Origin of the sequence: Klebsiella aerogenes KCTC 2190 (genome assembly GCF_000215745.1) — a bacterium.
Lineage (GTDB): Bacteria > Pseudomonadota > Gammaproteobacteria > Enterobacterales > Enterobacteriaceae > Klebsiella > Klebsiella aerogenes.
Genome location: NC_015663.1, coordinates 4,974,122 through 4,989,870 on the forward strand (window position 1 = coordinate 4,974,122; position 15,749 = coordinate 4,989,870).

14 protein-coding genes are annotated in these 15,749 nt (G+C 43.8%); 2 read left to right on the top strand and 12 right to left on the bottom strand.

Translation table 11 applies throughout. The features are described from left to right. Positions 1–9: 9 nt before the first annotated feature. From EAE_RS23640 to rfbB (EAE_RS23655), 4 genes are all read right to left on the bottom strand, one after another. On the bottom strand, positions 10–825 hold the full coding sequence (locus EAE_RS23640) for a glycosyltransferase (protein WP_015706034.1): 816 nt from the start codon (positions 823–825) through the stop codon (positions 10–12). Between the two features lie 362 nt (positions 826–1,187). Then, positions 1,188–2,315 carry a non-hydrolyzing UDP-N-acetylglucosamine 2-epimerase gene (gene wecB, locus EAE_RS23645; protein ID WP_276525170.1) on the bottom strand — a complete coding sequence of 376 codons (1,128 nt, stop codon included), beginning with the start codon at positions 2,313–2,315 and terminating at the stop codon, positions 1,188–1,190. Positions 2,316–2,576: 261 nt separating this feature from the next. After that, entirely contained in the window at positions 2,577–3,446 is an 870-nt protein-coding gene (gene rfbA / locus EAE_RS23650; RefSeq protein ID WP_015706036.1) for a glucose-1-phosphate thymidylyltransferase RfbA, read from the bottom strand. Between the two features lie 14 nt (positions 3,447–3,460). After that, positions 3,461–4,525 carry a dTDP-glucose 4,6-dehydratase gene (rfbB, locus tag EAE_RS23655; protein WP_015706037.1) on the bottom strand — a complete coding sequence of 355 codons (1,065 nt, stop codon included), beginning with the start codon at positions 4,523–4,525 and terminating at the stop codon, positions 3,461–3,463. 893 nt (positions 4,526–5,418) lie between these two features. On the opposite strand from rfbB (EAE_RS23655), the gene EAE_RS23660 reads away from it, so the two are divergent. Both EAE_RS23660 and EAE_RS23665 read left to right on the top strand, forming a co-directional pair. Beyond that, positions 5,419–6,423: an NAD-dependent epimerase gene (locus EAE_RS23660; RefSeq protein WP_015706039.1), complete on the top strand. Its 1,005-nt coding sequence runs from the start codon at positions 5,419–5,421 to the stop codon at positions 6,421–6,423. A 337-nt stretch (positions 6,424–6,760) separates the two neighbouring features. Further along, positions 6,761–6,880: a small membrane protein gene (locus EAE_RS23665; RefSeq protein WP_141108162.1), complete on the top strand. Its 120-nt coding sequence runs from the start codon at positions 6,761–6,763 to the stop codon at positions 6,878–6,880. Between the two features lie 239 nt (positions 6,881–7,119). Here the strand turns inward: EAE_RS23665 and ugd are convergent, their stop codons facing one another. From ugd to EAE_RS23705, 8 genes are all read right to left on the bottom strand, one after another. Beyond that, on the bottom strand, positions 7,120–8,286 hold the full coding sequence (ugd, locus tag EAE_RS23670) for a UDP-glucose 6-dehydrogenase (protein ID WP_015706040.1): 1,167 nt from the start codon (positions 8,284–8,286) through the stop codon (positions 7,120–7,122). Positions 8,287–8,460: 174 nt separating this feature from the next. Further along, the gene (gene rfbC, locus EAE_RS23675; protein ID WP_015706041.1) at positions 8,461–9,015 is read right to left on the bottom strand and encodes a dTDP-4-dehydrorhamnose 3,5-epimerase; all 555 of its coding nucleotides are present in this window, start codon (positions 9,013–9,015) and stop codon (positions 8,461–8,463) included. Between the two features lie 11 nt (positions 9,016–9,026). After that, positions 9,027–9,917, bottom strand: a complete 891-nt coding sequence (rfbD, locus tag EAE_RS23680) for a dTDP-4-dehydrorhamnose reductase (protein WP_015706042.1) — start codon at positions 9,915–9,917, stop codon at positions 9,027–9,029. 31 nt (positions 9,918–9,948) lie between these two features. Next, complete coding sequence (gene rfbA, locus EAE_RS23685; RefSeq protein WP_015706043.1) at positions 9,949–10,818, bottom strand: glucose-1-phosphate thymidylyltransferase RfbA; 870 nt, start codon at positions 10,816–10,818, stop codon at positions 9,949–9,951. A 14-nt stretch (positions 10,819–10,832) separates the two neighbouring features. Further along, positions 10,833–11,897 (bottom strand): dTDP-glucose 4,6-dehydratase, encoded by a 1,065-nt coding sequence (gene rfbB, locus EAE_RS23690; RefSeq protein WP_015706044.1) that lies wholly within the window; start codon positions 11,895–11,897, stop codon positions 10,833–10,835. A gap of 294 nt (positions 11,898–12,191) precedes the next feature. Further along, positions 12,192–13,184: a glycosyltransferase gene (locus tag EAE_RS23695; protein ID WP_047079379.1), complete on the bottom strand. Its 993-nt coding sequence runs from the start codon at positions 13,182–13,184 to the stop codon at positions 12,192–12,194. After that, entirely contained in the window at positions 13,181–14,128 is a 948-nt protein-coding gene (locus EAE_RS23700; RefSeq protein WP_015706046.1) for a polysaccharide pyruvyl transferase family protein, read from the bottom strand. The genes EAE_RS23695 and EAE_RS23700 overlap by 4 nt, the downstream gene beginning before the upstream one ends. 16 nt (positions 14,129–14,144) lie before the next feature. Then, positions 14,145–15,617 (bottom strand): MOP flippase family protein, encoded by a 1,473-nt coding sequence (locus EAE_RS23705; protein WP_015706047.1) that lies wholly within the window; start codon positions 15,615–15,617, stop codon positions 14,145–14,147. Positions 15,618–15,749: the final 132 nt, after the last annotated feature.

The window sequence follows — 15,749 nt, forward strand, 5'->3', positions numbered from 1 at the left end:
AGTAAATACCTATTCAGATTTTGTGGGCAGTGATGACAGACAACGTTTGTTAAGTTGCCGACGTCCTTTATCAAAAAACCATCCCCACTTATTGAAATATTTTATCGCTGAACTCATATGATAAAAAAGAAATTTTAGGCTGTGGTAGGACTTTCTTTGTGATAAATGAACGACGGTGGAATCCGGACAATACACAACATTAAAATTACCCGCGCTGATACGTCGCGAGAAATCAACATCTTCTAAATACATAAAGAAGCGAAGATCAAATCCCTGAACTTGTCGAATGGCGTTATTGCTCACCAACATAAAACAACCTGACATTGATGGCGCGTAGAATGCCGTATTAAAATTGGCATGACGAAGCTCATAATCATTGTTGATATCAGGGAAAAATGACGAAAGAAAACGTCTTCCAAAAAGCTGGAATGGCGCAGGTAGTAATTTAGTCGCGTACTGCAATGCACCATTTGGATATGTAATCTTTGGCACAGAAAGATCTACAGATCTTTCCTTACAAAAAGCAAAGAACTTATCGACTTCACCTTGTGCATAATAAATATCAGGATTGCAGATCAAAAAATAGTCACATTGGTTTTTATAGGTTTCAAAAACCTTGTTATGCCCTGCGCCAAAACCCTGATTATTAGAGAGCTTTATTACATCAACTTTATCATGCTTATAATCATTCAACCAATGACAAAAAGAGCCATTATCTACAATAACAAGTTTACTGATACTCTTTTCATTCAATAATGAATTGAGTGTAAGCTCAATTTCTTGAAGAGAATGCTTATAAAGAACAAGTGAAGCTAGTATATTCACATAGCACCTTACTAATTTTTCCAACACAAACATAAAACATGACAATAATGTCTCGATCTTAGCAGGTCTTTCACCTGACAAGAACCAATCCCGGATAATCGATCGGCATGGCTAATCATATCCAGGGATATTCGAGATACTGTCGAAGTGTATGAATAAAATACCTTCACTATTAATCTATTCTATACCAGATATTTTATGTATTTTGAAGATGTTGATATTTGCAGAAGGGCAAAAAATCCCCCCTCTATGTACCGGCTTAACATGCAGGATGTACGTAAAGGGGGTGTTAATATCCAAAAATCTACTTCAGGTACGCTATCTTAATATCTAATCAGTTACCTGAACTATCATTCCTGCGATTAAACGTTAAGAGAATGAGCTATAGCATCAGCAATTCGCGATGATGCTTTGCCATCTCCATACGGATTGTGTGCAAAGCTCATTGCTTCATACTCAGATTTATTCGTCAAAAGTTCGGCAACGGCATCAAATATACACTTCTCATCGGTACCCACCAGTTTCACGGTACCCGCATCAACCGCTTCCGGTCTTTCTGTTGTATCACGCATTACCAGGACAGGCTTGCCGAGTGATGGGGCTTCTTCCTGGATACCGCCGGAATCAGTCAGAATAATGCTTGATGCATTCATCAAGAAGACGAAGGGGAGGTAATCAAGTGGTTCAATGAGATAAATATTATCCTGTCCACGCAGTACGGAGTTTACCACGCCACGGACGTTAGGATTTAAGTGTACAGGATAGACGAAATCGACATCCGGGAATGTTTTAGCTAATTTTAGAACCGCATTACAGATTCTTTCAAAGCCACCGCCAAAACTTTCACGACGATGTCCGGTAATTAATACAATTTTACGGTCATCATCAATAAAATCAAACTTGGCCTTTAACTCACCTGCCAGAACAGGATCTTGCGCTAACTTATCTTTAACCATAAGAAGAGCATCAATCACCGTATTACCAGTAATAATAATGCGCTCCTGTGGCACATTCTCCCGACGTAAGTTGTCAGCGGAAGTCGACGTAGGTGCAAAATGCAAGTTAGCCAGTGCGCCAGTTAACTTTCTGTTACCCTCTTCTGGCCATGGAGAATAAATATCATTGGTTCTTAAACCAGCTTCAACATGTCCGACTTTGATTTGCTGATAATAGCTTGCAAGAGTTGCAGACAAGGTAGTGGCTGTGTCACCATGAACCAAAACATAATCAGGTTTAAATTCCTGAAGAACTGAGCGCAACCCTAAAAGAATAGAAGATGTTATATCAGTGAGATCCTGACCTGATTTCATAATATTAAGGTCATAATCAGGAGTAATATTGAATAACTGCAGGACCTGATCGAGCATCTCGCGATGCTGCGCGGTAACACATACCTTGCTTTCGAATCGGTTATCGCCTTTAAGATTCTCAACTACCGGGGCCATTTTAATTGCTTCAGGTCGGGTTCCGAAAATAGATAATATTTTAATCGCACTCATGATTTCTCTCGTAAACTAATCACATTGAATCTTCTTGCCGCCATAACAACGACGGTAATTAATTTCACCCATGACTCTTAAGTAGTAGATTCTTCGGTACAATGCATAACGCAATGCCAGAAACAGAAAACATTTGCCAGGTACTGCCAGTTGGTGATGCTTCTCATATCTTTTTAGTTGACAGAGAAAAACATCTATTGATAACAAATGTAATATGTTAATTATCTGTATTAACTTATTGATGGAGAAGTATTAATCTCCATTCAGCAAACGCTTAAGATAGGCGCCATATTCCGTCTTCTTGAGCCGCTCGGCCTGTGTAGCCACGCCTTCCGCCGACAGCCATTTATTCCGGTATGCAATCTCTTCCAGGCAGGCCACTTTCATCCCCTGGCGCTTCTCAATGGTATGAATAAACTGTGAAGCTTCGATCAGACTGTCATGCGTACCCGTGTCGAGCCAGGCAAATCCACGCCCCAAAAGTTCGACCTGCAAATCCCCGCGCTCCAGATACATCTGGTTCAGGGTGGTGATCTCCAGTTCACCACGCTCGGACGGGCGAACCTCTTTGGCCATCTCCACCACGTTGTTGTCGTAAAAATAGAGCCCGGTCACCGCCCAGTCGGATTTCGGCTTCAGCGGCTTCTCTTCGATCGACAACGCCCTGAAGTTTTCATCAAACTCCACCACCCCAAAACGTTCCGGATCCAGTACCTGGTACCCAAAGACCGTCGCTCCCGACGTCTTCGCCGCCGCCGCTTCCAGCTTCTTACCGAAACTCTGGCCGAAATAGATATTGTCACCCAGCACTAACGCACAGGCATCATTGCCGATAAACTTCTCACCAATAATGAAGGCCTGCGCCAGACCATCCGGTGACGGCTGGATGGCATAGCTGAAGTTAACGCCAAACCGGGAACCGTCTCCCAGCAGCCGCTGGAATGCCGGCATATCGTCCGGCGTGGTAATAATCAGGATATCGCGGATCCCCGCCAGCATCAGCACCGACACCGGATAGAAAATCATCGGCTTATCGTAAATCGGCAACAGCTGTTTGGAAACACCCTGCGTGATTGGATAAAGACGGGTACCGGAGCCTCCGGCCAGAACAATACCTTTCATTTTCAGTTCCTTGTTTATTTATTCAGCCCAAGACGTTCGCCGGCATAGGAGCCATCCAGCACGCGCTGCCACCAGGTCTGGTTGTTCAGATACCAGTGGACCGTTTTCTCAATCCCGCTTTCAAAGGTCTCTTCCGGCACCCATCCCAGATCGCGTTGTATTTTCGCCGCATCAATGGCATAGCGCAGGTCATGTCCCGGACGGTCGGTAACGAACGTGATAAGGTCAGCAAAATGATTAATATTGCCGGGTTTCTCTGTCACCACGCGGTCCAGAATGGCGCAGATAGTGCGGACAACATCGATATTCTTACGTTCGTTGTGGCCGCCAATATTGTAAGTTTCGCCACTCCGCCCTTCTGTCGCCACTTTATAGAGCGCGCGCGCATGGTCCTCAACATACAACCAGTCGCGGATCTGCTCGCCGTTGCCGTAAACCGGCAGCGGTTTACCCGCCAGGGCGTTGAGGATGGTCAGGGGGATCAGTTTTTCCGGGAAGTGGTACGGACCGTAGTTATTGGAGCAGTTAGTCACCACCACCGGCAGGCCATAGGTACGGTTCCAGGCGCGGACCAGATGGTCGCTGTCGGCCTTGGAGGCGGAATACGGACTGCTTGGCGCGTAAGGAGTCGTTTCGGTGAACAGATCATCGGTGCCATGCAAATCGCCATACACTTCGTCGGTGGAAATGTGATGGAAGCGGAAAGCCTGCTTCTGCTCATCAGAAAGCGACATATAATGCTGGCGGGCGGCTTCGAGCAGTGTGAAAGTACCGATCAGGTTGGTCTGGATAAACGCGGCCGGGCCATCAATAGAGCGGTCGACGTGGCTTTCGGCCGCCAGGTGCATCACGATATCCGGCTGGAAGGCATTGAACTGCGCCGTAACAGCAGCCGAGTCAGTAATATCGGTCTGGGTGAAAGAGTAGCGTTCGTTGCCGGCTACCGGCGCCAGAGACTCGAGGTTACCGGCATAGGTCAGGCAGTCCATGACAAGGACTTCATCCCGGGTATTTTCAATGATATGACGAACAACAGCAGAACCGATAAAACCAGCGCCACCGGTAACAAGGATCTTCATGCTTTATCTCAATTTTCAATTAGTTAAACACATTCCCCGGCGCCATCATAATAAATGACAGGCACGCTACCGCCATTGGCTGTCGCAACCAAAATGCGTCATGATTTATTTTGTTGTGTTCGGATGATATCTGGTCAACTAATACTCAGAACGCCAAACAGATAGCATGTGTGACCGAGCGCCTTTCATCCCCCAACCCACAGCAGAAACGGCGGAAGGCGAATTAAGGGGCCACTTTTATTGTCCTTGGGCCACGCTACTGTCCAGTTTTCACCCCATTTTTACTATCAGGACTTTCTCAATCAACGTCTCATTATGAAACCGTGAGATCTAGCTCGGATAGTAACAACTCAAGGACACTGAATTGTTACTCATTTTTTCATACATTTCAAAACGTTGAATAAAAAGATCATCTACACCGAGCATGATAAGCTAAACGACCTAGTATTATAACCCCGCTCACCAAGAATAAAAATGAAAATGCATGTCGCCGTAATATCGACCAAAAAAAATTATATTTTTTCTCCTTTATAATCATATGGTTAATAATATTCTGATTTACAAATGATAGATTACTAACATTTATAAAGTCGAAAATTTAATTCGGTAGAGTAATCATCCAGGAATTCACACTATTTGATAGCGTGACATAATTAATGCCCGACATAAAAAATCACCCACATCGCCAGAGAAAAACAAAACCTTTATAAACAAACACTTAATAAAAAAACGATAGTAATTTTCATTTCTATTTATAAATTAATTTAACATCATAGCAGGCAGATCGCTATGTTCCCCGCCCCCTTCACGAAAGCAAAGCGGATGATCCAAATAGCAAGCCAGTGTAAAATCGACATTTATGTAAAGCGGGGAACACAATCCCGGAGGAAAGAATGAAATTTTTGGTCACTGGAGCTGCAGGCTTCATCGGTTTCCATGTCAGCCAACGCCTTCTTGCAGCTGGCCATACCGTAGTCGGCATCGACAACATGAATGACTACTACGATGTAAACCTGAAGCAAGCTCGTCTGGAACTTCTGGACTCCCCATTATTCAGCTTCTCCAGGCTGGATATTGCCGACCGTGTAGGGATGGAAAAACTTTTTGCTGATGAAAAGTTTGACCGCGTCATACACCTTGCAGCGCAAGCAGGTGTGCGTTATTCGCTGGAAAACCCACACGCCTATGCCGATGCCAACCTGATGGGTTTTTTGAATATCCTCGAAGGCTGTCGTCATACTAACGTTCAACATTTAGTCTATGCCTCATCCAGTTCGGTTTATGGCTTAAACCGTAAGATGCCATTTTCAACCGATGATTCGGTAGATCATCCGGTATCTCTTTATGCAGCAACCAAAAAAGCCAACGAGTTGATGGCGCATACCTATGCACATCTTTATGGCATCCCGACGACTGGCCTGCGTTTCTTTACCGTCTACGGTCCATGGGGACGTCCGGATATGGCACTTTTCAAATTTACGAAAGCCATGCTCGAAGGTAAAAGTATCGACGTATACAACTACGGTAAGATGAAACGTGACTTCACTTATATTGATGATATTGTCGAAGCAGTTGTTCGTGTTCAGGAGACTATTCCACAACCGGATCCGGAATGGACTGTTGAAGCCGGTTCACCAGCAACCAGTTCCGCTCCGTATCGGGTATATAACATTGGCAATAGCTCACCGGTTGAACTAATGGACTACATCACCGCTCTTGAAGAAGCTATGGGGATGGAAGCGAAGAAAAACATGATGCCGATGCAGCCTGGTGATGTTCTGGAGACAAGTGCTGAAACCCGACCGCTGTATAACCTTGTTGGTTTCAGACCGCAAACTCCGGTCAAGCAAGGAGTGAAGAACTTCGTGGAGTGGTATAAAGCGTACTATAAGTCCTGATGACCGCCCTATAACAGAGCCGCTTTATAAAAATAGCGGCTTTGTTACATAACTATAATTCATATTATATTCATTTGGTCTTCATAGTCCTTCTTTGTAATTAAACTCCACCCAAATAGCAAACATGTTGATTATTATCTATTTTATAGTCAGAGCATCACAGATAATGCTATCGGATCGCCACTGAAAAGAATATCTCGCCATTATAATAACAACTATTCGCTTATAGCCCCCCAAAAAAAATCAGAGTATATTGTTGATGACAGGAATACGAAGTGCAATCGTTCATTATGTTCACCATAATGATGCATATTAACATTCACATCTGGTGGAGCTTATGGGAAATTTATTTTTCTTAGTTATCACTGCCATACTCTTAGCTGTCGCTATCTTTTATCTAATTTCTTATATTAAAGATAGAAGAACAAACATACTTACTTTTACCAGGAAAAAATAATTACACTTTCAATATTTGACCTGAATAATTAATCTGGAATGCACCTGATGATATTTCTTGCAAGAACAGGTGCAAGTTCAACCAATTACCAGTTATTTATTCAAAGAGATAAATCAGTACAGCTCTTTTCTGTATACAGTTCAGAATTTAATTAAGAGGACACGGGAAGGGTCATAAAGATGTGATGGCAGAACGCTAAATTGTATCATTTGGCGTTCTGCCATTTTAAGGGGAGTTAATCAGTCATTACCAAAGAGATCACGTGTATACACTTTGTCTTGTACATCCGCTAACTCATCTGCCATCCGGTTAGAGATGATAACGTCAGCTTCTTGTTTGAAAGCATTCAAATCGCGAACTACCCGCGAGTTAAAGAAATCATCTTCCTTCATTACAGGTTCGTAGATAATAACAGGGATTCCTTTCGCTTTAATTCGTTTCATGATTCCCTGAATGGAAGATGCCCGGAAGTTATCAGAACCACTCTTCATAATTAAGCGGTATACACCAACCACTTTTGGTTTGCGTGACAGAATAGAATCAGCAATGAAATCTTTACGAGTTCGGTTGGCATCGACAATAGCAGAAATAATATTGTTCGGTACGGACTCATAGTTCGCCAGCAGTTGCTTGGTATCTTTCGGTAAACAGTAACCGCCATAGCCAAAAGACGGATTGTTGTAGTGGTTACCGATACGTGGATCCAAGCAAACCCCTTCAATGATCTGTTTGCTATTCAGCCCCTGACTTTCAGCATAGCTGTCCAGCTCATTGAAATAGGCCACCCGCAGCGCCAGGTAGGTATTAGCGAACAGCTTGATCGCTTCCGCTTCCGTGGAGTCGGTGAACAGAGTAGGAATTTCCTGCTTGATCGCCCCTTCTTTTAAGAGTTCAGCGAAACGCTCGGCCCGTGCAGAGCGCTCACCGATAACAATGCGCGACGGATGCAGGTTGTCATATAGAGCCCTCCCCTCCCGTAAAAACTCCGGAGAAAAAATGACGTTGTCGATACCAAAACGCTCCTTGATGTCGCGAGTAAAACCAACAGGTATTGTTGACTTTATAATCATTACCGCTTGAGGATTGATTTCAGTGACATCGCGAATTACGGCTTCGACAGTAGACGTATTGAAATAATTAGTTTTTGGATCATAGTCAGTCGGGGTAGCGATAATGACATAATCAGCATCACGATATGCATCATGCTTATCCGTAGTGGCACGGAAGTTAAGTGGTTTATCTGTAAGATACTCTTGGATTTCTTTATCAACAATCGGAGAGATCTTCTGGTTAAGCATATCAACTTTAGCTTGTACGATATCTAACGCAACCACTTCGTGGTGTTGAGCGATCAGTACCCCATTGGATAATCCTACATATCCTGTACCGGAAATAGTAATTTTCATTCGATTACACTTTAATCAGTTAACGGGATGATGCCGTAAAGGCTAAAAATTAAATCAATAATTTAAGCGGTTGTACTCCCTGGAGCGAACGATGTCAAGCAGAGCAATTTACCGCATTTAAATTTCATTGATTAATTAAAAGGCCCTGAAAAGGGCCTTTTAATGACAAAATGACTACTTATACACTTCTGCAGTTGACAAGGTAAATGCCTGTAGATCCTTTTCTGACAGAGAAGGAACCCCATTCGACAATTCTGGCCACTGAATTCCAATCTCGGGATCGTTCCAGATAATGCTCCGCTCTGACTGCGGCGCATAGTAGTTTGTCGCTTTGTAGACAAACTGCACGGTATCGCTCAACGCCATAAAGCCATGCGCAAAGCCTTCCGGGATCCACAACTGGCGTTTGTTTTCTGCGCTGAGCACCACCCCGACCCATTTACCAAAGGTCGGCGAACTGCGGCGAATATCTACCGCCACGTCAAACACCTCACCTTCAACACAACGCACCAGTTTGCCCTGCGCATGCGGATCCAGCTGGTAATGCAGGCCACGTAACACCCCTTTCTGCGACTGGGAGTGATTGTCCTGCACGAACTCGACTTTACGTCCGACAGCTTCATCAAAAACCTTACTGCTGAAGCTTTCAAAAAAATATCCTCGCGCATCGCCAAAGACCCGCGGTTCAAAAATCAGTACGTCAGGAATGTCGGTCTTAATAATATTCATCTTTTACTCGCTTACTTACCCAACACTTCGGTCACTACACGCTCAACACCCTGACGCCAGTCCGGGAGCCTCACACCAAACACCTGCTGGAATTTCTCATTCGACAATCGTGAATTTAAAGGCCGTTTTGCCGGTGTCGGATAAGCGGTTGTCGGAATGCCCTTCACTTCCTGGATAGCTAACTCTGCGCCATGCTTCCTCGCCACATCAAAAACAAAACATGCGTAGTCACGCCAGCTGGTTTCACCGCTGGCCACCAGGTGATAAGTTCCGGCTACCGACTTATTACGCATTTCTTCGCGGATGGCTATCGCTGTACAGTCTGCCAGCAATTCTGCCCCGGTGGGTGCCCCGTGCTGGTCGTCAATGATGGAGAGAGTCTCTTTCTCCCCTGCCAGGCGGAGCATGGTCTTGGCAAAATTGGCGCCGCGGGTGGCATACACCCAACTGGTACGGAAAATCAGATGACGGGGATTAGCTTTCTCAAGCGCAATTTCACCCGCTCGCTTGGTTTCGCCGTAGACATTCAGCGGCCCCGTCGGCTCATCCTCCAGGCGATAGTGACTGCCTTCGCCATTAAAGACGTAATCAGTGGAGTAATGCACCATCAGAGCACCCAGCTTAGCCGATTCTTCAGCCAGAACCGCCACTCCTTTCTCATTCAGGAGATCCGAAAGCTCACGCTCACTTTCTGCCTTGTCCACAGCCGTATGCGCGGCGGCATTCACCACTACGTCTGGGCGGACGGTACGCACGGTCTCAGCGATACCTTCGAGATTCGTCAGGTCGCCGCACAGTTCTTTATCAAAGTAGTCCACCGCGACCACCTCACCGAGAGTGGACAGCGAACGTTGTAGCTCCCACCCCACCTGGCCGTTTTTGCCAATCAGTAAAATCTTCATCTTGTTTTCTTCCTTTTGAGGCCAGCCGGGTTTAGCTCTCGCTCAGCAAACGCTTCAGATAGGCGCCATATTCCGTCTTCTTGAGCCGCTCGGCCTGCGTAGCCACACCTTCCGCCGACAGCCATTTATTCCGGTATGCAATCTCTTCCAGGCAGGCCACTTTCATCCCCTGGCGCTTCTCAATGGTATGAATAAACTGTGAAGCTTCAATCAGACTGTCATGCGTCCCCGTGTCGAGCCAGGCAAATCCCCGGCCCAGCAGCTCCACCTGCAAATCCCCGCGCTCCAGATACATCTGGTTCAGGGTGGTGATCTCCAGTTCACCACGCTCGGACGGGCGAACCTCTTTGGCCATTTCCACCACGTTGTTGTCGTAAAAATAGAGCCCGGTCACCGCCCAGTCGGATTTCGGCTTCAGCGGCTTCTCTTCGATCGACAATGCCCTGAAGTTCTCGTCAAACTCCACCACCCCAAAACGTTCCGGATCCAGTACTTGGTACCCGAAGACCGTCGCTCCCGACGTCTTCGCCGCCGCCGCTTCCAGCTTCTTACCGAAGCTCTGGCCAAAATAGATATTGTCACCCAGCACTAACGCACAGGCATCATTGCCGATAAACTTCTCGCCAATGATAAAGGCCTGCGCCAGACCATCCGGCGACGGCTGGATAGCATAGCTGAAGTTCACCCCGAACTGTGAACCGTCACCCAGCAGACGCTGGAATGCCGGCATATCGTCCGGCGTGGTAATAATCAGGATATCGCGGATCCCCGCCAGCATCAGCACCGACACCGGATAGAAAATCATCGGCTTATCGTAAATTGGCAACAGCTGTTTGGAGACACCCTGCGTGATTGGATAAAGACGGGTACCGGAGCCTCCGGCCAGAACAATACCTTTCATTTTCAGTTCCTTGTTTATTTATTCAGCCCAAGACGTTCGCCGGCATAGGAGCCATCCAGCACACGCTGCCACCAGGTCTGGTTGTTCAGATACCAGTGGACCGTTTTCTCAATCCCGCTTTCAAAGGTCTCTTCCGGCACCCATCCCAGATCGCGTTGTATTTTCGCCGCATCAATGGCATAGCGCAGGTCATGTCCCGGACGGTCGGTAACGAACGTGATAAGGTCAGCAAACTGATTAATATTGCCGGGTTTCTCCGTCACCACGCGGTCCAGAATGGCGCAGATAGTGCGGACAACATCGATATTCTTACGTTCGTTGTGGCCGCCAATATTGTAAGTTTCACCACTCCGCCCTTCTGTCGCCACTTTATAGAGCGCGCGCGCATGGTCCTCAACATACAACCAGTCGCGGATCTGCTCGCCGTTGCCGTAAACCGGCAGCGGTTTACCCGCCAGGGCGTTGAGGATGGTCAGGGGGATCAGTTTTTCCGGGAAGTGGTACGGACCGTAGTTATTGGAGCAGTTGGTCACCACCACCGGCAGGCCATAGGTACGGTTCCAGGCGCGGACCAGATGGTCGCTGCCGGCCTTGGAGGCGGAATACGGGCTGCTTGGCGCGTAAGGAGTCGTTTCGGTGAACAGATCATCGGTGCCATGCAGATCGCCATACACTTCGTCGGTGGAAATGTGATGGAAGCGGAAAGCCTGCTTCTGCTCATCAGAAAGCGACATATAATGCTGACGGGCGGCTTCGAGCAGTGTGAAAGTACCGATCAGGTTGGTCTGGATAAACGCGGCCGGTCCATCAATAGAGCGGTCGACGTGGCTTTCGGCCGCCAGGTGCATCACGATGTCCGGCTGGAAGGCATTAAACTGCGCCGTAACAGCAGCCGAATCAGTAATATCGGTCTGGGTGAAAGAGTAGCGTTCGTTGCCAGCCACCGGCGCCAGAGACTCGAGGTTACCGGCGTAGGTCAGGCAGTCCATGACAAGGACTTCATCCCGGGTATTTTCAATGATATGACGAACAACAGCAGAACCGATAAAACCAGCGCCACCGGTAACAAGGATCTTCATATATTCTCTCGTTTTAAAAAGATTAAAAATATAGCTGAGACACGGGGGTTCTTTCTAGTCAGTAGTCACTTAATTAAAACCATCATAGATAAATCATGCGCAGTAAAAAGTGATACAAAAGAAAGAATCATTACTATTTAACCCAGTAGTAAAACTCAACCTCGGTGAAGTAAAAACATATACTGCTAGCTTATAGATTTATTGAAGAATGGCCAATCAGTGCATTCTCAATATTCACTCCAGATAAAAACACATTATCAGCGAATATGTGACACACCATCTTGTAGGGTAACTTTAAAGCAGCGCTTTGTATCCTAAGCGTCGAACAAAGTATCGGCAAATTTTGTAAGCAAAGAGATTTTTTTTGGCCAACATCAAAAAAAAGTTGTAATAAGTTTGGTAAAGACGCTCGAACTCAGCCTCTACTGACTGAGAAAAAACTAACGAATTATTCATCTTTATCATCTGAATACTAATTAGATGACTTACTATCCTGGCACGAAGATAATTCGAGGCAACTCCGTCAGCTTTGCCCACCAGTGACTCAAGAGCGTGAATACTTTCTAAATAGCCAATAGCATTTTTTTCAGTACGCTTTGTATGCATAATTGAACCAAGTCTCATCCTACGCCGAAAATAGACTCGGTCCGTAACTACGGTTTTACCTGCGACAAAGAATAGCCGTGGAGTGAATTCCTCATCTTCATGGATAATAGGCTTAAAATAAAGTTGATTACTAACTTGTAATTCTCTTTTATAAATATAGATCCAAGCATTTGGGAAAAAAGCACCATTCTTGGAGAGACCTGTATAGGCGGAAATACCGTTAGGATAAAGAACATTTTCATTGCGCCAATACTGGGGGAGTTTTTTTGGCTTACTATCAGAAACATTAATATCATCGACAAATGATTCTGCAGAGAATGCGAAAATATCTACATCCCCGTATTTATCCAACGAAGTATTAAAATCCTCAAGAAGATTTCTTTCTAATACATCATCGGAATCGAAATAATAAATGTAGTCGCCAGTAGCTGCTCTGGTGCCAACATTACGAGCCTCCCCCAGGCCTTGATTCTCAGTATGAATAATAGTTACATTAGATATCTTACTATAATGTTGCTCAAGTAACTCTCCAGAATTATCTGTTGAGCCATCATTGACAATAATGACTTCGAATGCCTGAAAAGTTTGCTCTAAAACTGAATTAACCGCTTGCAATACATACTGACTAACATTATAAACAGGAATAATTACAGATATGGTTCTGTCTGTCTTTTTATTCATATCTTTACCAACTCGCAATTTGGAACACCTTTCGTCCATGCATCGAAGTATGTTGAATTCTTCCCGTACGAATTATCCAATAATTTAGTTTTGACCGAGAGCAAACAGCATAATATATGCCCATGCATACGAGATGTTACGACCTGCTCATGTGCCATAAAGTAATTATTAACTCTATCAACAAGTTTGTCAGTATGTTTTGCCCACATATTAACTGTCGGAATAATGTTACTTCCAAGCAAGTTATTGATGCGTTCAAATTTAAACAACAAGTTCATATAAGCTCGGTCCTTATCGGTACAAATATCTTCCCAATCCTCATACTTAGAGGGGTCAGGAATACCAGAAAGAGTACCGACATTGGTCTCCTCAATGTCTTTTCTGATCATCCAAAGAGTATCACGTTTAATATCATTTTTCTTCTGTGTCGGGAACACTCCCCAAAGAGAATGAGCCATATCTGGACACATAATAACATTATCACAAAAATTTTCGCGCAAAATCTGATGACTTCTCGTATCACGGCAAAAGATTGTCAAATTCTTATGCTGTCTGATGATGCTCGCAGAATGCTCCATTTTTTCAGCACTTTTAAAATGTACTGTCTGCGGCATATAAACAATTTTATTGTTTGGAAACTTTTGAACAACAGTTTCTCTTAGGATTTGATGATGAGGATATAAATCACCAAAATTACCTCCACCATGTAACAAAATAATGACATCAGAGGGGAGATGCTTAGTATTTTGCACAAACTTCAAACTGGTCCTGTCTGTACGCCTTGCTAAAACTTTATATTCTCGCTCCTTAAAAAATTGCTCTGTCCCCTTGTATATAAGCAGATCACCTACATTCAAATGCAAAGGAATATCCAAATAGACTATACGACTTCCACGAGGTACCACACTATCAATAACAGATAAGTTTTTCTTTAATGAATCCATATGATGCATATTTTTATTAAGCCCTTAAAAGTCGACGGATTTTTGGATTTTTAACTACTTGTTGCTTAATTTCACGGACAAATTTGTTCCGACTAAACACTATTGTTATCGCGAATGTAGCAACACCAGAAAGCACTTGAACTAGAAGCATAATGACTGGTATCGGAGACATATCTATGGTACCGACTAACCAAGCCACTATTATTGTTGGAATTGTCAGCGCTAAAGGCAGTGTTATACTTTGAATATATTCTCGATAACTACTTCCTAATACAGGTTTAATTAACACAAAGTAACTCAAATAGGTATTTATTACTTGAACAACGAGGAATCCTAACGCGGCACCAATTCCACCGAAAAAACTCGCCCCAACCCAGATTGACGGAATAAACAAAAATAGCTTAAATACATTGAATTTAAAACTAATGTCTACCCGAGCCTTAGCCATTAAAAGAGAGCCAATCGGATTACCAATAGAACGAAGTAAACCAACGACACATAGAATTTGAAGAATTGGTGTAATAAACAACCACTTTTGACCAAAAATGGTTATGACAAAATTATTTGATACAACCAGCAAACCTAATAAAACAGGAAAGTTTATCAAACCAACAAAGGATAGTAACTTATAGAAATTTTGTCTCAATTTTTCCTTATCATCCTGAATTTTGGCAAATGCAGGAAACAAAACTCTTGTCAGTATCGGATTCAATCTCGATGGAGGAAGGACAGCAACATTATATGCCAAGTTATACCCGCCAGCGACTACGGCCCCTAACGTCCTTGAAAGAATCACTGTAGCAATATTAGAATTTAATTGATTAACCAGTGCATCCGCTGTCAAATAGGCACCAAATTTGATATTTGAAGATATGGATTTGAATTCAAATTGTAAACTCGGCTTATAAATTTTCCTGCCAACTGAAGCGAACATCAAAGTTTTGCAAATTGACATGGTCAAATAACCCCATATCGCTGTAATCGCAAACGGATAATAGAGAGCTGAACAAATAGTAATTACAAAACCGATTATAATAGAAGATGTTTCTATTAATCCTATTTTCGAAAACTCAAGTTCTTTTTGCAATAATGCTCTAAATTGTTGACCATGAGGAATTATAATGAATGCAAATGACAAAGTTTGAATAAGCGGTTTAATGTCCGGTTGATTAAGCAACTGCGCAATCGTACTGCTGAATATGAACACCAAGGAAAAAACAGTTAGTCCAATTAAGACATTTATCCAATATAGTGTGGATAACTCAACCTCAGAGATTTCTTTCCGCTGGATGATTGAATTCGAAATGCCAAAATCGGAGATCGTATCCGCGATCATTATTACTAGCATCGATATGGTTAACAACCCAAATTGATGTGGTGCAATAATATGAGCTAAAAGTGTGATTTGTAAAAAAGATATTCCTATACTTGCCACTGTCGCAATTGCTGACCACTTTGCGCCATTAACTGTTTTTTCTCGTAAACTCATAAGTACTCTTTAGATAAACTATTAATGATTTAAGTTGGGTTGATTGTTTAATTTTGATATTTATTTATAAAGTTATGTATGCATAAAATCAGAATTTAAAGAAATGAAAACACCTTTATTATTTATGAAAAT

Coding starts and splice junctions, on each gene's coding strand:
- rfbA (WP_015706036.1), bottom strand. CDS start 3,446: ATGAAAGGTATTGTTCTGGCCGGAGGCTCCGGTACCCGTCTTTATCCA.
- rfbB (WP_015706037.1), bottom strand. CDS start 4,525: ATGAAGATCCTTGTTACCGGTGGCGCTGGTTTTATCGGTTCTGCTGTT.
- EAE_RS23660 (WP_015706039.1), top strand. CDS start 5,419: ATGAAATTTTTGGTCACTGGAGCTGCAGGCTTCATCGGTTTCCATGTC.
- EAE_RS23665 (WP_141108162.1), top strand. CDS start 6,761: ATGGGAAATTTATTTTTCTTAGTTATCACTGCCATACTCTTAGCTGTC.
- ugd (WP_015706040.1), bottom strand. CDS start 8,286: ATGAAAATTACTATTTCCGGTACAGGATATGTAGGATTATCCAATGGG.
- rfbC (WP_015706041.1), bottom strand. CDS start 9,015: ATGAATATTATTAAGACCGACATTCCTGACGTACTGATTTTTGAACCG.
- rfbD (WP_015706042.1), bottom strand. CDS start 9,917: ATGAAGATTTTACTGATTGGCAAAAACGGCCAGGTGGGGTGGGAGCTA.
- rfbA (WP_015706043.1), bottom strand. CDS start 10,818: ATGAAAGGTATTGTTCTGGCCGGAGGCTCCGGTACCCGTCTTTATCCA.
- rfbB (WP_015706044.1), bottom strand. CDS start 11,897: ATGAAGATCCTTGTTACCGGTGGCGCTGGTTTTATCGGTTCTGCTGTT.
- EAE_RS23695 (WP_047079379.1), bottom strand. CDS start 13,184: ATGAATAAAAAGACAGACAGAACCATATCTGTAATTATTCCTGTTTAT.
- EAE_RS23700 (WP_015706046.1), bottom strand. CDS start 14,128: ATGGATTCATTAAAGAAAAACTTATCTGTTATTGATAGTGTGGTACCT.
- EAE_RS23705 (WP_015706047.1), bottom strand. CDS start 15,617: ATGAGTTTACGAGAAAAAACAGTTAATGGCGCAAAGTGGTCAGCAATT.